General features: G+C 71.9%; 17 protein-coding genes. 13 read left to right on the forward strand and 4 right to left on the reverse strand.

Annotated features, from left to right (window positions below; genetic code table 11):
• Positions 1-21: 21 nt before the first annotated feature.
• On the reverse strand, positions 22-1,050 hold the full coding sequence (locus tag IPH07_27935; protein ID MBK6921259.1) for a hypothetical protein: 1,029 nt from the start codon (positions 1,048-1,050) through the stop codon (positions 22-24).
• Positions 1,051-1,227: 177 nt separating this feature from the next.
• Between IPH07_27935 and hisD the strand changes: the two genes are divergently transcribed.
• Genes hisD through IPH07_27955 form a run of 4 tightly spaced genes read left to right on the forward strand, consistent with a single transcriptional unit; the run spans position 1,228 to position 5,328 of the window.
• Complete coding sequence (gene hisD, locus IPH07_27940; protein MBK6921260.1) at positions 1,228-2,568, forward strand: histidinol dehydrogenase; 1,341 nt, start codon at positions 1,228-1,230, stop codon at positions 2,566-2,568.
• The gene (locus tag IPH07_27945; protein ID MBK6921261.1) at positions 2,565-3,665 is read left to right on the forward strand and encodes an aminotransferase class I/II-fold pyridoxal phosphate-dependent enzyme; all 1,101 of its coding nucleotides are present in this window, start codon (positions 2,565-2,567) and stop codon (positions 3,663-3,665) included. The genes hisD and IPH07_27945 overlap by 4 nt, the downstream gene beginning before the upstream one ends.
• A gap of 46 nt (positions 3,666-3,711) precedes the next feature.
• Positions 3,712-4,233: a hypothetical protein gene (locus tag IPH07_27950; GenBank protein MBK6921262.1), complete on the forward strand. Its 522-nt coding sequence runs from the start codon at positions 3,712-3,714 to the stop codon at positions 4,231-4,233.
• A gap of 60 nt (positions 4,234-4,293) precedes the next feature.
• Positions 4,294-5,328, forward strand: a complete 1,035-nt coding sequence (locus IPH07_27955) for a hypothetical protein (protein ID MBK6921263.1) — start codon at positions 4,294-4,296, stop codon at positions 5,326-5,328.
• A gap of 22 nt (positions 5,329-5,350) precedes the next feature.
• On the opposite strand, the gene IPH07_27960 is transcribed toward IPH07_27955, so the two are convergent.
• Positions 5,351-6,742, reverse strand: coding sequence for an SGNH/GDSL hydrolase family protein (locus tag IPH07_27960; protein MBK6921264.1), 1,392 nt, complete (start codon positions 6,740-6,742; stop codon positions 5,351-5,353).
• A gap of 215 nt (positions 6,743-6,957) precedes the next feature.
• Between IPH07_27960 and IPH07_27965 the strand changes: the two genes are divergently transcribed.
• The 7 genes from IPH07_27965 to IPH07_27995 all read left to right on the forward strand — a co-directional run bounded on the left by IPH07_27965 (position 6,958) and on the right by IPH07_27995 (position 12,152).
• Entirely contained in the window at positions 6,958-7,353 is a 396-nt protein-coding gene (locus IPH07_27965; protein ID MBK6921265.1) for a helix-turn-helix transcriptional regulator, read from the forward strand.
• An 87-nt stretch (positions 7,354-7,440) separates the two neighbouring features.
• On the forward strand, positions 7,441-7,836 hold the full coding sequence (locus IPH07_27970; protein ID MBK6921266.1) for a VOC family protein: 396 nt from the start codon (positions 7,441-7,443) through the stop codon (positions 7,834-7,836).
• Positions 7,837-8,018: 182 nt separating this feature from the next.
• Positions 8,019-8,327, forward strand: coding sequence for a substrate-binding domain-containing protein (locus IPH07_27975; protein MBK6921267.1), 309 nt, complete (start codon positions 8,019-8,021; stop codon positions 8,325-8,327).
• A complete protein-coding gene (locus IPH07_27980) occupies positions 8,306-8,878 on the forward strand; it encodes a substrate-binding domain-containing protein (protein ID MBK6921268.1) in 573 nt (190 codons plus the stop codon). The genes IPH07_27975 and IPH07_27980 overlap by 22 nt, the downstream gene beginning before the upstream one ends.
• A 2-nt stretch (positions 8,879-8,880) precedes the next feature.
• Positions 8,881-9,792, forward strand: coding sequence for a phosphate ABC transporter permease subunit PstC (gene pstC, locus IPH07_27985; GenBank protein MBK6921269.1), 912 nt, complete (start codon positions 8,881-8,883; stop codon positions 9,790-9,792).
• Positions 9,785-10,660, forward strand: coding sequence for a phosphate ABC transporter permease PstA (gene pstA, locus IPH07_27990; GenBank protein MBK6921270.1), 876 nt, complete (start codon positions 9,785-9,787; stop codon positions 10,658-10,660). Before pstC ends, pstA begins: the two co-directional genes overlap by 8 nt.
• A gap of 370 nt (positions 10,661-11,030) precedes the next feature.
• The gene (locus IPH07_27995; GenBank protein ID MBK6921271.1) at positions 11,031-12,152 is read left to right on the forward strand and encodes a phosphate ABC transporter ATP-binding protein; all 1,122 of its coding nucleotides are present in this window, start codon (positions 11,031-11,033) and stop codon (positions 12,150-12,152) included.
• 43 nt (positions 12,153-12,195) lie between these two features.
• Here the strand turns inward: IPH07_27995 and IPH07_28000 are convergent, their stop codons facing one another.
• Positions 12,196-13,242: an AraC family transcriptional regulator ligand-binding domain-containing protein gene (locus IPH07_28000; GenBank protein MBK6921272.1), complete on the reverse strand. Its 1,047-nt coding sequence runs from the start codon at positions 13,240-13,242 to the stop codon at positions 12,196-12,198.
• Positions 13,243-13,280: 38 nt separating this feature from the next.
• Here IPH07_28000 and IPH07_28005 point away from each other — a divergent pair, with 38 nt between their 5' ends.
• Positions 13,281-13,949: a hypothetical protein gene (locus tag IPH07_28005; protein MBK6921273.1), complete on the forward strand. Its 669-nt coding sequence runs from the start codon at positions 13,281-13,283 to the stop codon at positions 13,947-13,949.
• Positions 13,950-14,216: 267 nt separating this feature from the next.
• Entirely contained in the window at positions 14,217-15,248 is a 1,032-nt protein-coding gene (locus tag IPH07_28010; GenBank protein ID MBK6921274.1) for a hypothetical protein, read from the forward strand.
• A gap of 34 nt (positions 15,249-15,282) precedes the next feature.
• Here the strand turns inward: IPH07_28010 and IPH07_28015 are convergent, their stop codons facing one another.
• Entirely contained in the window at positions 15,283-16,344 is a 1,062-nt protein-coding gene (locus IPH07_28015; GenBank protein ID MBK6921275.1) for a hypothetical protein, read from the reverse strand.
• Positions 16,345-16,473: the final 129 nt, after the last annotated feature.

Here is a 16,473-nt window from a genome sequence, read left to right on the forward strand (position 1 = left end):
CCCCCAGGCCGATCAACCCCGTTATGGCCGCGACAGCGCGAGCGATACGGCGAAGGGACCTAGCTCACTGCGCGCGTCTGCGGTGGTCGGCAGCTCGATGAACACGAACGCGCTGGCGAGGCCAGCGGCATCCACTTGCAACGTGCGCGGGGCCGCGGCGGGCGAAGCGTCCACGCAGGCGCGTTCGTCGGCGGCCAGGCAGCCCGGTGAGCGGATCGCGAGCGCGACGTCAGCGGCTTCGCTCGACGCCGTGAGCAGGAGATCGCCACCATCGGCGGGCGCATCCCAGGACACCAGCAGCACGGCCTCTGGACGCCGCGCGCCGGCGCACGAGTGCGCGTGCGCGTCGTCGTGGGGCGACGCGGGATCGATGGTGATGGTACTCGCGGCGTCTGGCGACAACACCACTGGGATCGCCGAGGCACAGGTGTCACCGAGCACCGTCGCGCAGCGCTGACTGCCGTCGGCCGTGGCGATGCAGGCCGTGCCGGTCTCGCAGCGTCCCTGGCCCGGCAGACCGCAGCCCTCGCCGCGCGCGATGACGTCGCGCCACCGCGTGGTCAGCTCGAACGACAGGCCCTCGAGATCGTTGGCCTCGTCCAGGCGTGGGTCGGCGGGATCGATGCCGACCGCGATCCATGCCTCGGTGCCCGCGGCGAGTTCGAGCACCTGCGCGGGCAGCCCGGTCGCGCAGGCCAGCACGCCGTCGTCGTCACAGCCGCGATCGCGAATGTCGATGCGGGGCGTGAAGCCGTTGCCGCGCGCCTCGACCTCGAGGTCGGCACGCACCGGCGTCGATACCCGCACGAACACCTCGGGGCCGCCGCGACCGCAGGCGCCACCGGCCTCTGCGTCGGCGTTCCACAGCGAACCGCGCCAGGTCGACTGCGTCAGCACCGGCGCGTCCGCGCAGCGATCGCCCACTGCCTCGACCGCCGCACCGTCGCTGGTCGAGCCGACCTCGCTCTCGCCGGTCATCGGCTTGTTCTTGATCGGCGGATCCGCCTCCGGCGGGCTCGCGCACGCGCCCACGCCCAGCGCCACCAGCACGGCCGCGCGCGCACGCCACCACGCGTGAAGCCGGCGCCGATCCTGTGTGCCCCGCACCACGACTGGACGGTAGCATCCGCGAGGTTGGCGCGCGAGCGTGGGGCAGTTCGCCGCGCACCACCTCGGTCGCGCCGCGGACCGCCACGAACGCCGCCAGGCCTGCTAGCGTCGTTGTCGATGACATCGCGATTCCAAGCGCTGACCAGGATGGATCTGCGTGCCGACGACGCCGAGGCGCGTCGGCTCTGGCGTGCCCGCTGCGCGCGTGCGGCCGGCCTCGCGGGCGAGGCCGATGCCGACGCCAAGCGCATCGTCGACGACGTGCGCGTGCGCGGCGACGTCGCGGTCGCCGAGCACACCGCGCGCCTCGAGCAGCGCACGCTCGCGCCGGCCCAGTTCGAGCTCGACGCCGCCACGCGGGCCGCCGCTGCGCGTCGCGTGCCGACGGCGATCGCCGATGCGCTGCGCTTCGCGGCCGCGCGCATCACCGCGTTCCACCGCACGCAGGTGCCGGTCGCCACCGGCCTCACCGACGCCCAGACCACGCTGCAGAGCCGGCCGACGCCGCTGCGCCGGGTCGCGGTGTACGCCCCCGGCGGCACCGCGGCGTATCCGTCGTCGGTGCTGATGGCGGCGATCCCCGCCAAGGTCGCGGGGGTCGACGAGGTGGTGCTGTTCACGCCGCGGCCCGCCGACGTGGTGCTGCTCGCGGCCGAGCTCGCGGGGGTCGACCGCGTGTTCCAACTCGGCGGCGCGCAGGCGATCGCGGCGGCGGCGTTCGGCACCGAGACCGTGCCGCGGGTGGACAAGATCGTCGGCCCCGGCAACGCGTGGGTCACCGCGGCCAAGCGGCAGGTCTTCGGTGTCTGTGACATCGACGGCATCGCCGGGCCGAGCGAGATCCTCGTGATCGCCGACGGCAGTGCCGATCCGGTGATCGTCGCCGCCGACCTCATCAGCCAGGCCGAGCACGATCCGCTGGCGTGCGCCGTGCTCGTGACCGACTCGCCGAGCCTGATCGACGCCGTCGACGGCGCACTGCAGGGCCAGCTCACGAACCTGCCGCGGGCCGAGATCGCCCAGGCATCCCTCGTCGAGCACGGCGCGGCGGTGCTGGTCGCCGATCGCGACGCCATGGTCGTCGCTGCAAACGACTACGCGCCCGAGCACCTGGAGCTGCTGGTCGAATCGCCGTGGGCGTTGGTGCCGACGCTGCGCACCGCCGGTGCGATCTTCGTCGGACCGCACACCCCCGAGGCCGCCGGCGACTACACGGCGGGCCCCAGCCACGTGCTGCCGACCGCCGGCGCGGCGCGCTTCGGCTCGCCGCTCGGCGTCGGCGACTTCACGAAGATCACCAGCGTGATCCAGCTGTCGGGGGCCGCGCTGACGGAGCAGGCCCCGGCGATCACCACGCTCGCCCGCGCCGAGGGCCTCGAGGGCCACGCGCGCGCGGTCGAGCTCCGCCTACCCTCGCCGCGGACCCAACGCACCACGCTGACGCCGCAGAGCCGATGACAGACCACACCCCGGCCTGGACTCGACACCTCCAACCCGCGCTCGCGGGGCTCGGGGTCTATCACGCCCCAGCGAGCACTGCGTTCGCGCGCATGCACGCCAACGAGAACCCCGAGCCGTGGCCCGACGAGGTCATGCAGGCGCTCGCGCAGTGCGTGCAACAGGTCGAGCTCGGTCGTTACCCCGACAGCTCGGGTCGGATGCTGCGCGAGGTGTTGGCGGCACGCCACGGCTGCGAGGCCGATCGCATCGTGCTCGGCAACGGCAGCGACGAGGTGATCTCGCTGCTGCTCACCGCGCTCGCCGGCGGATCGCCGCCGGTGTTGGTGGTGCCGAGCCCGACCTTCGTGATGTACGGCCACAGCGCCCGCGTGCTCGGCTACGAGGTCCGCGAGGTCCCGCTCGACGACGCGCTGCAGCTCGACGGCGACGCGATGCACCGCGCGCTGACGGGCGCGACGATCTGCTTCTTGGCGCGGCCCAACAACCCCACCGGCACCGTGTGGTCGGCGGCGCTCATCGACGATTTGGTCGCGACCCACCCGTCGGTGGTGTTCGTGATCGACGAGGCCTACATCGCCTATGCCCCCGGCGCATCGCTGTGGCGGGCCGACGCGCCAGCGCACGTGGTGCACATGGCGACGCTGTCGAAGATCGGCCTCGCTGCGCTGCGGGTCGGCTACGCCATCGCGACGCCGGTGCTCGCGCACGCACTCGACAAGGTCCGGCATCCCTACAACGTCTCGCAGACCTCGCTGCTGCTGGCGCACACGGTGCTCACGCGCTTCGACCACGTGCAGCAGGAGCTCGTCGCGCGCGTGATCGGCAACCGCGAACGCCTCGCGCAGCTGCTGGGCACGCTGCCGGGGGCCCACGTGTACCCCTCGGGCGCAAACCTGGTGCTGGTGCGGTTGCGCTCCGCCGCGGCCGCCGATGCGGTGGTCGAGGGGCTCGCGGCCGGCGGCGTGCTGGTCAAGCGCATGAACGCGACGCCGCTGCTGCGCGGCTGCGTGCGTGCGAGCGTCGGCACGCGCGAGCAGCTCGACCGGCTGGCGGGCCTGCTGCCGGCGCTGGGCGAGCGGATCGCCCGACTCTAGCGGCAGTTGACGTCGGCCGCGGCGGCGGTCGACCATGGAGCCCGACGTGAACCGACCGCCGCAGGCCAACCGCCACCGCACGGCGATCGGCATCGCACTGATCGCCCTGGGTGGCTCGTGCAACGCCGTCGGCATCGGGCTCACGGTCGCGCCGCGCCGCGACGGTGACCCCTCGGCAGGCATCTTCTGGATCGCCGTCAGCATCGTCGCGATGATCGGGCCCGGCATTGTCCTGGTGTTGGCGGGCCGTCGCGCGGCCCGGCGCGCCAAGCAGCTCGACACCATCGCTGCACTGGCGTCCGCGAGCCAACGGATCTCGTTCGCCGTGCTCGCAACCGACCTCCAGGTCACGCAGACGGTCGCGCGGGCATTGCTGCTCGAGGCCATCGCGGCGGGCCGCATCGTCGGTCGGCTCGACCTCGACGCTGGGGCCTTCATCTCTGGCTCCACCCACGGCGGCGTCCAGCAGGTGGAGATGGTCTGTCGCAATTGCGGCGGCCGCTCGCGGGTCATCGTGTCGATGTCGGCGCCATCGCTGTGCTCGTACTGCGGCTTCCGCCTGGCGTGAGTCCGCGATCGATCTGCGCGTGGCACCTTCGGGGGCGCCCGCGCGTACGCTCGTGCAGCCATGCTCCGCCGCCTCCGACTCGCCGCCCTCGAACGCGCCGCCCTCCTCTCGACCTGGACGATCGCGTGCACGCCCGCTGCGGGTCCGAGCGCGGCCGAGGCCCCGATCGCCGCGGCCATGCCCGCCGCGCCGACGCCCGTCGACGCGGCCCCGAGCTCCGTGACGCCGGCAACGGCCACGACCTCGGCGCCCACGGAGCTGACGCTCGTCAACCTCGCCCCGGGATCCTTCGCGCTGAAGGCCGACGCGGCGATCGGCCTGCGCACGGTCGCTCGGCTGGAGCGACGCGACGACCAGGGCCACTGGCAGCCGCTCACCGGGCTCGACGTCGGCGAGGGGTATCGACTGGTCGCGAGCTGCAGCGAGACCCCCGGTTCGTGCCTCGAGCTGGCCGCGGGTGCCGAGCTGCGACCGGTGCCGTTCTCGGGCATGAGCTGCAGCTCGCAGTGCCAGAAGAGCTGCCGCGCGAACGTGTTCCTGGGCCCCGCGACCCTGCGACTGTCGGTCGACACCTGCGATGGTCGTCGGCTCGACGGCCCCGCGTTCGAGCTGCCCGCGGTCGGCGGTGACGAGCACCTCGCGCGGGTCGGCCTCGCCACCGGCATGCTCACCGGCGAAGCGGTGCGCATGCACGAGCCCAACGCCGCCGAGGATCGCGTGGGCAAGACGCGGATCTTCGAGTGGCGCACGCGCGAGGACACCCGCCGCGCGCTGAGCCCGACCCAGCTCACCACGCTCGCGACGCTGCTCGCCGATCCGAGCGGCTACGACGACCAGATCCTCAAGCGCTGCCGCATGGGCGAGCTGGTCGGCTTCACGCTCACGCAGCGGCTGGCCTCGACCGGGGCAGAGGTCGAGCTGCGCCACGATCTGCTGGTCGATCTGCACTGCAACAAGATCTTCTTCGGCCCCGCCGGTGGACACGGCGACGCGGCGATCACCCACGCCAGTCACTTCGACGCCTCACACCCCGCGTGGCTGGCGTTCGTGCGCGACGTGTTCCCCGGCGACCGCGCGCTGGCCCGCGTGAAGTGACGGCTCGCCGGCCAAGTGCGCCTCATCCTGCGCAGTCGAGGTCGCCGTCGTCGCACGGCACCACGACCAGCAGGTAGGCACCGCCGAACACGCTGGTGCCGTCGGACCAGCTGTCGACCACGATGCGCACGGGCCCCGAGAGCGTGGTCGAGATCGCGGTGTCGTCGCGTGCGAGACAGGTGGTCGGATCGAGGTCGTCGCCGAGCAGCTGCACGTCGACATCGGTGCCGACACGATCGAGCACCACGATGCGCACCGGGGTGTCGACCTCGGGCGACAGCGCGTAGACCAGCTCAGGCCCCGATTCGTCGGCGCTGCCGCAGCCGGGATAGCCGTCGATCACCGCCGCGCCGTCGCGCAGCGTGTCGCGGGCATCCGCGAAGGGCAGTCGCGCAGGCTCGATGACGATCGGTGAGGCCGCGAGGCCGTCGCCAAGCGGTGGCGCGATCTCGTCGGTGGGTGCGTCGAGGCCCTCGACCTGCTCCTGCACGACCTCGAACATGCGCGCGAGCAGCTCGAGCTGTGCGAGGTTGCGCCGGTTGTAACCGTGCATGAGGCCGGCGTCGTCGAGCGTGCAGGCGCCCCGCGGGTCGGGCTCGAGATGCAGACCATCGGCACCCAGACCGTGACCCGGTAAGCCGTCGATCGCGAGGTGGGCATCGACGAACGGGATCTGTCGCGCCTGCGCGACGCCCCGCAGGACCGTGTTGTAGAGCGCGATGAAGCGATCGGCGTCGGGGTCGTCGCCGCGGCGCGTGAGGCCGACCAGCACCGGGATCACACCGGCCGCCTCGGCGTGGTCGAGCAGGTCCATCAACGCGCCGTAGAAGCCCGGCAACGCGGTGAGCGGCGTGATGCCGAGGTTCATGTCGTTGGTGCCGTAGTGCACGAACGCCAGCGACGGCGCGAGCGCGTCGATCTCGAGCTGCAGCGGCGAGGGCTCGCCGGTGATGGCCCACGCCGCGGTGCGCCCGACCTCGGTCGCGACACTGTCGCGATCGAACGGCGAGCTGCCGGCCGCATCACCACCGAGGAAGAACGACCACGCGTCCTGCAGCTCGACGTGCGCCGCCCACACGAGGCCGTCGCCGGCGAAGCAGTGCAGGTTGTTCGGGTTCACGTCGCTCGAGGCGCCGACCTTCATGAACACGTCCTGCGCGCCCTCGGACGCATCGACGCGGGCCCGCAGCGCCGCGGCGACCGACGCGGTGATCGGCGAGTGCACGCGCGACGCCGGGTAGTACGCCCACGGCGGTGCCTCCGGCTCGCCGGTGTCGCCGGCGTCGGTGCTGCCCTCGCCGCTGCCGTCCGCGTCGGTGCCCGTGCTCGCCGGCTCGTCGACGAAGGTGGTGCCCGTGCTCGCGTCGGAGGCTTCGCCGCCGGCGTCGGTGCTCGTGCCCGCCGATGGGATCACCGCCTCGCGCGATGCGGCTTCGTGGCACGCCGCAGCCGCGAGGCCGAGCGATACGGCGAAGGAGCATCGGATGCAGGGGCGGCGCGGCGGCACGGTCGCTTCGGCCGACCATGGTAGCGGGATCCCGGCCGCCGCGCGGGCGCGGGGGCGCACCCGCACAGGGAATGCGGCTATCGTCGAACCGACGGGCTCCGCCCCTCGAAGGCGGCACGACGATGCTGATCCCACCACCGACCTTCGCGAAGCTGTGCCGCGCGCGCCGCCTGCTCGTCGACCCCGATGCGCGCGCGCTGCCGCTGCGCGAGCTGGCGGCGGCGGTGGGCCTCTCGCATCACCAGATGATCCGCCAGTTCGCGGCGCTGTTCGGCGACACGCCCCACCAGCTCCGCATCGCCGCGCGCGTCGAGCTCGCGCGCGAGCTGCTCGCGCGGGGCGACCGATCGGTGACCGAGGTGTGCTTCGAGCTGGGCCTGTCGAGCCTGGGCAGCTTCAGCGCCGGGTTCGCGCGGCGCACCGGCACGTCGCCGTCGCGGGCGCGACGCGGCTTCGTCAGCGTGCCGCCGCCGCTGCCGATCCCCGGTTGCTTCGGCCTGATGTGCGTCGCGCGCTGACGGCCGACGCAACTCTGGAGAAGCGCACGCGCGCGCGCCCAGGCAGAGTACGCCCACGCCCGCCGAACGCGGCGGCGAAGGACGCCAATGCGCATCAAGCTCGTCAGCATCATGGTCGACGACCAGACCAAGGCCCAGCGCTTCTACACCGAGGTGCTCGGCTTCCAGGTGAAGCACGAGATCCCGATGGGGCCGTACAAGTGGCTCACCGTGATCTCGCCCGAGGGCCCCGACGACCTCGAGCTCTCGCTCGAGCCCAACGCCAACCCAGCCGGCAAGGCCTTCCAGCAGGCGATGTTCGAGCAGGGCATCCCGGTCGCCGCGTTCGAGACCAGCGACCTCGTCGCGGACTTCCGTCGGCTCGGTGGCCACGGCGTCGCGTTCACCCGCGAGCCCACCGCGATGGGCCCGGTGATGGTCGCCGTGTTCGCGGACACCTGCGGCAACCTGATCCAGCTCTACCAGCCGCTGCCACCTTCGTGAGGCGCACGCGGGCGCCGATCGCCGTCGGTGCGCCGGCGTCCACGACGACGCGCTGCGCCCCCCTTGGTCGTCGCCGACCTGGCGATGGCGCCGCGGACGACCGCAAACGTTTCGCCCGGGAGTTTCGCGGGTGAGACGCCCACGTCACCGGGCCGGCACGCACCCATGCGACGAGCAGGGCGGTGCGAACGGTCCTCACCAGCCTCGCGGTCGTCGTGCTCGGATGCAGCGCCGGCCCGCGACGCGAGGTCGTGCAGAGCAAGGGCTCCGACACGATGGTGAACCTCGCGCAAGCCTGGGCCGAGGCCTTCGAGGAGGCCCAGGTGGAGGTCTCGGTCGCGGTCTCGGGCGGGGGCTCCGGCACCGGCATCGCAGCGTTGATCGAGGGCACGACCGACATCGCCAACACCAGCCGCCCGCTAACCGCCGACGAGATCGCCGACGCCGCGGCGCGACGCCGCGGGCCCACGTGGTCGCGCTCGACGCCCTGAGCGTGTTCGTCCACCCCGACAACCCGCTGGTCGGCCTCGACTTCGACGAGCTCGCGTGCATCTACGGCGACGCCGGTGACTGCGAGTCTTGGAGCGACGTGCGCGACACGGTGGTACCGGGCTGCCCCGACAATCGCATCGTGCGCGTGAGTCGGCAGTCGAACTCCGGCACCGCGCAGTACTTCCGCGAGCACGTCTTGGGAGCGCACCACGATCTGCGGCTCGGCTCCCTCGATCTCAACGGCTCGAGCGAAGTGGTTCGCCTGGTTCGCCACACGCCCTGCGCGATCGCCTATGTCGGGCTGGGCTACCTCGGCGACGGCGTGAAGCCGCTGTGCATCGCCGCACACGCCGGTGGCCCGTGCGTGCCACCGAGTCCCGACAGCGCGGCTGCGCACAGCTATCCCATCACCCGCGAGCTGTTCATGGTCACGGTCGGGACCCCGAGCACGGGTGCGCAGGCGTTCCTCGAGTGGATCGATGTCGACGCGGGCATGGCGGTGCTCGCCGAGACCGGCTACGTGCCACCGCGACCCGGAGGCGGGTGGTGAAGGTGCCGCGCACGCCGCTCGGGCGATCGCGCCTGGGCAAGCTCGGCGAACGCGGGATCGAGCTCGCGATCCGTGTCGGTGGGATCTCGGCCGTGGTCCTCGTGCTCGGCATCCTCGTGTTCCTCGTCCACGAGGCGTGGCCGTTCCTGACCACCCGCTTCGACGCGACCGAGCTGCTGGGCTCGACGCGGTGGATGCCGAACTCGGTGGTCGCGCCGAGCTACGGCGCACTCGCGCTCGTGCTCGGCACGCTCGCCGTGACGCTGACCGCGATGGCCATCGCGGTGCCGCTCGGTCTGCTCGGCGCCGTCTACCTCGCAGAGCTCGCACCACCGCGGGTGCGAGAGCTCGGCAAGATCGCCGTCGAGCTGTTGGCCGCGGTCCCGTCGGTCGTGTGGGGGTTCCTCGCGCTCACCGTCACCAGTCGCATTACCAGCCTGGTGTTCGGCGTACCGGTCGGGCTCAACTCCTTCAACGGGGCGATCGTGCTCGCGTTCATGGCGTTGCCGGTGATCGTCTCGCTCGGCGAAGACGCGCTGCGAGCGGTGCCCGACAGCTATCGCGAGGCAGCCGAGTCGCTGGGCGCGACCCGGTGGGAGTCCACGATCCGCGTGGTGCTGCCGGCGGCGCGGGGAGGGCTGTCCGCTGCGGTGCTGCTGGGCGTGGGGCGGGTGATCGGCGAGACCATGGCGGTGCTCATGGCCACCGGCCATGCCGTGCGCGTACCGACGAGCCCGTTCGACCCGGTGCGAACCCTGACCGCGACCATCGCCGCGGAGCTCGGCGAGGCGCCGCAGGGCGGCGAGCACTACGGCGCACTGTTCACCCTCGGACTCTTGCTGTTCGCGATCACCTTCGTCGTCAACCTGCTCGCCGGCGTGCTCGTGCGCCGCGGAGGGCACCGCCGTGGCTGAGCGCGCGCCGCGGGGCCGCACGCACGTCCGCGAGCGCCGCGGGCGGGTCGCGGCAGCGCTCGCGAGTCTGCTCGTCCTCGGTTTCGCGCTGCCGCTGGTGGCGATCCTCGCGTGGCTGGCCTGGCAGGGTGCCCCCGCGCTCTCGCTCGAGTTCCTGTTCACCTCACCGCGTCACGGCATGACCGAGGGTGGTATCGCGCCGGCGCTGCTCGGCACCTTGCTGCTGGTCGGCGTGAGCCTGGTGGCTGCGATGCCGCTCGGGGTACTGGCAGCCGTCTGGCTCACCGAGTACGCCAGGCCGGGCCGCTTCGTCGACATGGTCCAGCTGGCGATCGTCAACCTCGCAGGCGTACCGAGCATCGTCCACGCGCTGTTCGGCGTCGGTGCCTTCGTGCTGTTCTTCGGGTTCGGCACCAGCATCCTCGCCGCCGGATCGACGCTCGCGGTGATGAATCTACCGGTGATCATCGCAGCGACCCGCGAGTCACTGCTCGCGGTGCCGAAGGTCTATCGCGAGACCGCTTGGGCGCTGGGTGCGAGCCGCTGGCAGACCGTGCGCCACGTGGTGTTGCCGAACGCGCTCCCGGGCATCCTCACCGGCATGGTGTTCGCGGTCGCTCGTGCCGCCGGCGAGACCGCGCCCATCCTGTTCACCGGCGTGGCGTTCTACCTGCCGCGACTGCCCGATGGACCGTTCGACCAGTGCATGGCGCTGTCGATGCACTTGTTCACGATCTCCACCCAAGTGGTCGGCGTGCCGGAGTCGTATCCCGCGGCGACCGCCCTCGTCCTCATCGCCGTGGTGCTGACCGCCAATGTGATCGCAATCGTCATGCGACTGCGCCTCCGGAGTACCCGGCGATGGTAGGCGCTGCGATCGCGATTCGCGGCCTGCACGCCCGGCACGGCCAGGTGATCGCGCTGCGTGGCGTCGATCTCGAGGTGGCGGCCGGCTCGATCGTCGCGATCGTCGGGCCGGCGCAGGCGGGCAAGAGCACGCTGCTCCGATGTCTCTCTCGCATGAGCGACGAGGTGCCCGGGATGGTCGTCACGGGCGAGATCCTGGTCGACGGGGTCGACGTCCGCGCATTCGCGGATGTCGCCGGGCTGCGCCGCAAGATCGGCCTGGTCTCGCCCCTGCCGGTCGGCTTGCCGATGAGCCTATACGACAACGTCACGTTCGCGCCGCGCATGGCCGGCGTCCGCAATCCCGCCGAGCTGCGCGAGCGGGCCGAAGAATGCCTGCGGGCGGCCGCGCTGTGGGACGAGGTCGCGGAGCGCCTCGATCAGCTCGCCACGCGTCTCTCGGGTGGACAGCAGCAGCGCCTCGCGATCGCGCGCGCGTTGTCCCACGAACCCGACGTACTGTGCCTCGACGAGTTCTCGATCGCGATCGACCCGATCACGACCGAACGGATCGAGGCCGTGCTCCGCGGCATGCGGGGCGAGCGAACCATCGTCGTCGCGACCAACCTCGTGCACCAAGCGCGTCGGCTCGCCGACACCACCGCGATGATGATCGGCGGGCGCATCGTCGAAGCCCAGCCGACCCCCTCGTTCTTCGCCGCCCCGCGACACGAGCTCACCCAGCGCTGGCTCGAGGGCGGGATCGGGTGAGCGCGGCAGTGGAGATCGCCGGGCTCTCGCTGTGGTACGGCGACTTCCAGGCCTTACGCGACGTCGACCTCGAGATCGCGGCCGGCCAGGTCACTGCGCTCGTGGGCCCCTCGGGCTGCGGCAAGACGACGCTGCTCAAGTCGATCAACCGCATGCACGAGCGCAGCGGCGGCACGCGCACGCGGGGCTCACTGCGCGTGCACGGCGACGACGTGCTCGCCCCCGGGGTCTCGTTGCTCGAGCTGCGCCGCCGCGTGGGTCTGGTGTTCCAGCGCCCGAATCCGCTGCCGCTGTCGGTGCGTGACAATGTCGCATTCGCCGCGCGACTGCACGAGCGTTGGGACCCCCGCCGGCTCGACGATGCGGTCGCGTACGCGCTCGACCGCGTGGGGCTCGGCGACATCGACACGCAACGACCGGCCCTCACGCTGTCGCTCGAGCAGCAGCAGCGCCTGTGCATCGCCCGGCTCCTCCCGCTGCAGCCCGCGGTGCTGTTGATGGACGAGCCCACCTCGGCACTCGACCTCGGCGGCACCGAGACGATCGAGCAACTGGTCCGCAGCCTGAAGGGCGACTACACCGTGGTGATCGTCACCCACAGCATGGCCCAGGCCCGCCGTGTGAGTGATGCCTGCGCGTTCATGTTGCTCGGCGAGCTCGTCGAGCATGGTGCGACCGAGCGCGTGTTCACCGACGCTCGGGACCCACGCACCCGCGAGTACCTCGCGGGTCGCTTCGGCTGACGGGCAGCGCGGTTGGTTCGCTCGGCTGCCGCGATCCGCGACGCTACCGACGTACCGAGGCCGGCGCCTGGCGGCGGAACGCGTCGGGTGTGGTGCCGGTCCAGCGGCGGAACGCGCGGAAGAACGAGGCCTGCTCGACGTAGCCGAGCAGCCACGCGATCTCGGCGAGCGTCAGCTCCGGCTGGCGCAGGTAGCCCTCGGCGAGGCCTGCAAGCGTCTCGTCGAGCACCTGCTGGTAGCTGGTCCCGAGTTCGCCGAGCCGGCGCTGGAGCGTGCGCGCGCCGATCGCCAGCGCACGGGCGACATCGTCGAGCGTCGGCTGCCCCTCGCGGACGCAGGCGCGGACGTGACGGCGCACGGCGGCCAGCAACGGCGGCTCGTCGACCGCACGCGGCAGGGCGCGCTCGAGGACCTCGAGGAAGTACCGCTCGAGCTCGGCGTCGGCCTTCGGTACCGGCCGGCGCAGCAGCTCGGGCGCGAGCACCAGCGCCGCCCGGGCAGCACCGAGGTGTACCGGCGCCGCGAGCTCGCGCTCGTACACCTCGCGCTCGTCGCTCGACATCTGCGTGCGACGCGAGAACATCGCGCGCACCGGCACCGGCGCGCCGGCCATGATCGCGATCAGACGCACCGCGACCAGCATCGTGTAGTCGGACACCAGCTCGCTACCGCGGCTCGGATCGGGGCGGTGCTCGACCACATGGAGGCCGTCGGCCTCGAGCGCACTCGCATAGGTCGCCGTACGATTGACGAGACGCTGGAAGCGGGCGTGGCACGCCATCGCGTCGGCGACCGTCGGCATCGTCTTGCACGCGAGGCCGACGATGCCGAGACTCGCGGCATCGTGGGCCCGCGCCGCTGCGATCACGAAAGCGGGGTACGCCGGCCGCTCGAACATCAGCTCCATGTGGCGATACGTCGAGCTGCCCGAGACCGCGGCGTCCGGCTGCATCAGCAGCTCGCGGCGCCAGCCCAAGGCCGCGGCGAGCTCGGCCTCGGTGGCACCGAAGCGCAGCGAGGTCTCGAAGGCCGGCAGCACGTTCGAGGCCGCGATGTCGCCCTCGGACAGCGGATTGGCAGCCGATGACATGGTCTTGGCCACCCGCAGGATCGCACGCTGGGGCCGACATGCGATCGCCACTGCCGTTCTTCGCCCTGCTCCTGGGCTGCGCCCACGCCGAGCTCCCACCCACCGCGGCCGCCGCGCTCGCCCGCCCTGCCGACGCTTGGGGCACGCACATCTACACCGGCATCGTGACGCCCGCAGGCGCCGACGCCCCTGCCTTCCGCTACGAACGCCGCGTCCACGACAACCCCGACGGTACGCGGGTCTCGACCCACGTGACCTGGGTCGGACAGGGCTCCGGGCAGGGTTCTCGCGAGGTCCCCATCGTCGTGCAGCGCGCCACGCAGGATGCCCAGGGTTCGTTGCTCGCGTACGACGAGGTTCACGCGCAACGCGGCAAGGCGTACCACTACGACGGAGGAGACCGCATCGTCGGCCCGACGCTCTTCGAGTTCGTGCGCCGTCACCTGCCACAGCTGCGCGCAGGCGAGGTGGTGCCCCTGCGGTTCTGGGACCGCGGGAGCAGCTACCGCTTCGAGCTGCGCCTCGCCGGCGACACCGTGCAGATGCGCGCGCGCAACCCCATCATCCGCCGCGCGATCGCGCCGATGCAGCTGCGCCTGGGCGCCGACGACGAGATCGTCGCGTACCACGGGCGCATCCCGCCCTTGGTCGATGGCCACGCGGTCGATGCCGCGTCGACCTACGAGTACTTCGCGGCGTTTCGCTGATGCTGCGGCCCTGTCGGGTGAGGGCGGCTCGCGATCGCGGGTACGGCGCCCCGCGACTCGCCTCGTGCCCTGCCCAGACGGCAGCGGCGCTCACATCTGCGTCGGAGCGACCGGACGCGATGGGTCCATCGCTGCGCCGATGCGGCCCAGCACGAGGCCGACGATGGCGCGACGCGCAGAACTGGGCAACATTCGTGGCACACGCCCCCGCCGCCGATGGATGCCCTCGATCAGTGCGTAGCGTCCCTCGACGAGCTGCTCGTCCGCGTGCGGTCCCTGGACCTGCGCGAGGCGGAGACGCGCAGTGACATCGAGGCACACGCGCTCGTCCCGCTCGTGCTCGCGGCACTCGCAGACGCGCACGAACTGCTGCAGCAGATCGAGGCCTCCGTCTCGTCACCCGCGCTCGGCATCCACCCCTCCGGGCTGCACCGCCTCGCCGCCAGCTTCTTTCGCATGGTCGACACGCTGATGGCGGAGCCACCGCGCACCATGGTGATCGACCTGATCGCGATCACGCGCTGGGAGCTGCGCAGCCGCGGCCAGGCGCTCGAACGTCTGCGCGCGAGCGACACGCTGTGGCATGTGCTCGAGGCGATCGAAGGCGCGCGTCGGGGCCTCATCAAGGCGCTCACGGCCATCGCCACCGCGTTGCGGGCCCTGCTCGGACTGGACGCGGGAGATGACCGTGCCTATCGCACCGAACTCGCCACCAGCCTCGAGACGCGCTGCGCGTATGCCGAGCTGCGACGCAAGCTGGCGATCACGCGCCCGCCCGAAGAGCACGAGATCTACGCGCGACTCCGACTCGTGGGCACGCAGATCACGATGTTCATCGGCAAGGACATCTACCCGATGCTACGCATCGGCGATCGCGCGGCCCTGCGGCAGTCGCAGACGCGGATCCTCGCGTGGCTCGCCGCGCGCCCCCGCGACCTCCGCGAGGGCGTGCGCACCTGGCAGGACATCGCTGCGTTCATGGATCTGCTGCGCAAGGTCAACGATCGACCGGAGCTGGTGCAGCACGATCGCCAGGTCGTCGACGAGGTCGTGGCGCTGCTACACCGCCCGGTGCCGCCGCGATCCGAGCTGCTCGCCGTGGCGCGCTCGCTGTGCGGCCGTGACGACGAACTCGACGACCTGCTCGCCAGCGACGGCGCACTTGAGCTCCTTCGCTGGCAAGAGGTGGCCCTGCGCCTGCAGGCGCAGCACGCCGCCGGGGTTCCCCGCAGCGATGTCGGCGAGCCCACCGGCGAGCTCGAGCTCGACCTCGAGCTCGACGCCGCGTTCGAGCCGTGACGACGCACCCGAGCGCCGGCATCGGCGGCTCGCGTCACCCTCCGCCCCCACAATCGCCGTTGTTGCAGCCCTGCCCGGCGTCGCAGACGTTGCCACAAGCGCCGCAGTTGAGCGGGTCGTCATCGGTATCGACGCAGCTGTGCCCGCAGGCCTCGAGGTTGTTGTCACACTCGGCCCTGCACTCGGCGTTGCTGCAGAACTGCTCGCCGCAGTCGTTGCCGCAGGCACCGCAGTGCGCGGGATCGGTCTCGGTGTCCACGCAGGCGCCGTCGCACTCGTCGAAGCTCTGCCCGCACACACACGCGCCCTGCTCGCAACGCTCGAGCACCGCCGCGCACGCGAGACCGCAGCCACCACAGTTGGCCTCGTCGCTGTTGGTGTTCACGCACTCGCCGGCGCACTCGGTCTGGTCGGCCGCGCACGCGCACGCCCCCGCGACGCACTCGCCGTCACCACAGTCGACCTCACAATCGCCGCAGTGATTGGGATTCGTCTGGAGGTCGACGCAGCTCTGCCCGCACTGCATGAAGGGCGCGCTGCAGGTGCAGTTGCCGGCGACGCAGGCCTGCCCCGCGTTGCAGTCGTTGCCGCAGCCCCCACAGTGCACCGGGTCGGTCGCCGCGTCGGCACAGTCGGCGCCGCACGCAATCGCACCCTCGGGGCACACGGCCTGGCAGATGCCGTCGCCGCAGACCTCGGCATCGCCACACGCCACCTCGCAGCTGCCGCAGTGATCGGCGTCGGAATTCGTACTCACGCATTGCGTGCCGCACTGGGTCGCGCCCACGGCACAACCCCCGCTGCAGTGACCAGCGACGCAGGACTCGCCGGCGCCGCAGCCGTTGTCGCAGCTGCCGCAGTGGTCGACGTCACTCGAGACGTCGAAGCAGCCATCGTTGCACGCGACCTCGCCCGGTCCGCAGTTGCCACCGGTAGCATCGGCCGATCCGATGGTCAGGGTGGCGGAGACCGAAGCGTCGGCGCTGCCGCTGCTGCCACCGGCGGAGTCGGTGCCGCCCCCGACACCACCGTCGTCGCGTCCACACGCCGCGAGGAGCACGAACGCGCCGACCATGAATCGATGTACGTAGGTCATGCAAACCACCTCGTTGCCCGCGTTGCCGCACCGGCGGAGGCGTTACAGGTGGCGCGCAGATCGGTCGGCGCCAGGCCGTCATCGGCACACCCGCACGGCCATCGCGGCACAGCGCGCGATCGCCCAAGG

This window comes from Deltaproteobacteria bacterium (genome assembly GCA_016709225.1).
In the GTDB taxonomy this organism is placed as follows: Bacteria; Myxococcota_A; Polyangia; order Nannocystales; family Nannocystaceae; genus Xiheibacterium; species Xiheibacterium phototrophicum.

Coding starts and splice junctions, on each gene's coding strand:
- IPH07_27965 (MBK6921265.1), top strand. CDS start 6,958: ATGCTGATCCCACCACCGACCTTCGCGAAGCTGTGCCGCGCGCGCCGC.
- IPH07_27945 (MBK6921261.1), top strand. CDS start 2,565: ATGACAGACCACACCCCGGCCTGGACTCGACACCTCCAACCCGCGCTC.
- IPH07_27955 (MBK6921263.1), top strand. CDS start 4,294: ATGCTCCGCCGCCTCCGACTCGCCGCCCTCGAACGCGCCGCCCTCCTC.
- IPH07_27995 (MBK6921271.1), top strand. CDS start 11,031: ATGCCTGCGGGCGGCCGCGCTGTGGGACGAGGTCGCGGAGCGCCTCGA.
- IPH07_27970 (MBK6921266.1), top strand. CDS start 7,441: ATGCGCATCAAGCTCGTCAGCATCATGGTCGACGACCAGACCAAGGCC.
- hisD (MBK6921260.1), top strand. CDS start 1,228: ATGACATCGCGATTCCAAGCGCTGACCAGGATGGATCTGCGTGCCGAC.
- IPH07_28015 (MBK6921275.1), bottom strand. CDS start 16,344: ATGACCTACGTACATCGATTCATGGTCGGCGCGTTCGTGCTCCTCGCG.
- IPH07_28005 (MBK6921273.1), top strand. CDS start 13,281: ATGCGATCGCCACTGCCGTTCTTCGCCCTGCTCCTGGGCTGCGCCCAC.
- IPH07_28000 (MBK6921272.1), bottom strand. CDS start 13,242: ATGTCATCGGCTGCCAATCCGCTGTCCGAGGGCGACATCGCGGCCTCG.